3 protein-coding genes are annotated in these 1,440 nt (G+C 66.0%); all 3 read right to left on the bottom strand.

The genetic code is table 11. The annotated features are described in order from the left end of the window. A partial coding sequence (locus tag AC4FS3_RS28510) for a hypothetical protein (RefSeq protein WP_491023339.1) occupies nucleotides 1-344 on the bottom strand: 344 nt, incomplete at its 3' end. A gap of 127 nt (nucleotides 345-471) precedes the next feature. Continuing rightward, the gene (locus tag AC4FS3_RS28505) at nucleotides 472-639 is read right to left on the bottom strand and encodes a hypothetical protein (RefSeq protein WP_491023338.1); all 168 of its coding nucleotides are present in this window, start codon (nucleotides 637-639) and stop codon (nucleotides 472-474) included. Beyond that, on the bottom strand, nucleotides 636-1,415 hold the full coding sequence (locus AC4FS3_RS28500) for a glycine-rich domain-containing protein (RefSeq protein WP_491023340.1): 780 nt from the start codon (nucleotides 1,413-1,415) through the stop codon (nucleotides 636-638). The genes AC4FS3_RS28505 and AC4FS3_RS28500 overlap by 4 nt, the downstream gene beginning before the upstream one ends. Nucleotides 1,416-1,440 lie beyond the last annotated feature (25 nt).

The raw sequence follows: 1,440 nt of genomic DNA, 5'->3' as shown, positions 1-1,440 counted from the left end.
CGCCAGTTGGCCGGCAGCCCGGTCAGCGCCAGGCGCGCAGCTTCATCCGGGACGGACTGATCCCAACCCGCCGCGCCAAGGGCGGCATCGGCAGCGGCTTCCGCAAGGGTGGCTGATCCGGCGGAAGCGGCCGCGTTCGCCCCGGATTGGTTGACAGCCTCATCCAGAGCACCGAGATCCACGCGGGCAGCGCTTTCCTCAGCCTGCCTCGCATATTCTTCCGCCTCAGCCACGATCTCAGCGCCGGCTGCGCTGCCGCCCGTGTACTTACGAAGCTCCGCCAGCGTCATGCTCCGGTTGCCGGCGCCCCCTGACGCAGCCGGATTTGCGACGGGCACTTGCATGTTACCATTCGCCTGACCTGATGTCAGATCTGCGAACTGTGTGATCTTGCGGTCAGCCATTGCCACCCTCGCATGTGAAAATGCCCCGGGAAAACCGGGGCCTGTGTGTCGTAATTCAGGTGATTGATCAGGCTTCTGGCTGATCTTCCGGGGGCGAGAAGGTCTCGCCATCATAGGTCCAGCCCGGGCCGGCTTCGTCCGCCTGAGGCCAGCTCGCACACCATTCCGGAACATCGCCGGGCGTAACGATGATCACATTGACGACCAGACCGTCTTTGACTTCCGCCAGCCTCATATCCAGATCCTCACTTCCCCGCGCGCGCCTGCGGCGGCACGGCCACCACCACCTGCAGGAGCCAGTCCCGCCTCCTGCTGCGCTCCGCCTCTGCCAGCATAGACGCTCTGGCCTGGCACACCGGCCTGATTGGTGTTTCCGCGACCAGCACCACCTCCGCCGCCCCAGAGTGCATCGGCGCCACTTCCGGATGTCGATGGAGCCGCTCCCGCTCCACCACCCCCCCCTCCGAAGTACGATCCGATCTCTCCAGAAGCCGTGCCAGTACCATCAACGCCTCCGCCTCGCCCCCCGCCCATCGGACCACCGGCAGAACCGGCGTTCGATCCAATAACGCCTTTACCCAAGGCACCGGCACCACCGCCGCCACCGCTACCACCGCCACCGCCCCCGTACGCTATAAGGAACGTGCCTACGGTCGAGTCGCCTCCAGCCTGACCGGGGTTAGTGCCGAGACCGCCAGCAGCAACCGACACCGACATGGAGCTTGGCAAATCCGCGAGACGAACAACGCGGGTCGCATAGCCACCGCCCCCCCCTCCGCCACCGGCGTTACCCCCCCCGTTCGCTCCACCACCTCCGCCACCCCACGCCTCCAAATGGACCATGGTGTCATCAGACAGCCCGGCAGGCTTTGCCCAGGTGGCCGAAGCTGTGTACCTCCAGAAGAAGCGCTGATCAGCCGCCGATGCCCCGCCGCCGGTCAGCACCCGGAACGCGCCGGCGATATACTCGATCAGCGCTCGCGTACCTGCTTTTGCAGCCCCCGCGATCATTGAGCCGCCAGATGCATCCAGCGCA

The organism is Pseudogemmobacter sp. TB195 (genome assembly GCF_058313095.1).
This window is presented reverse-complemented; position numbering and strand designations above follow the sequence as displayed.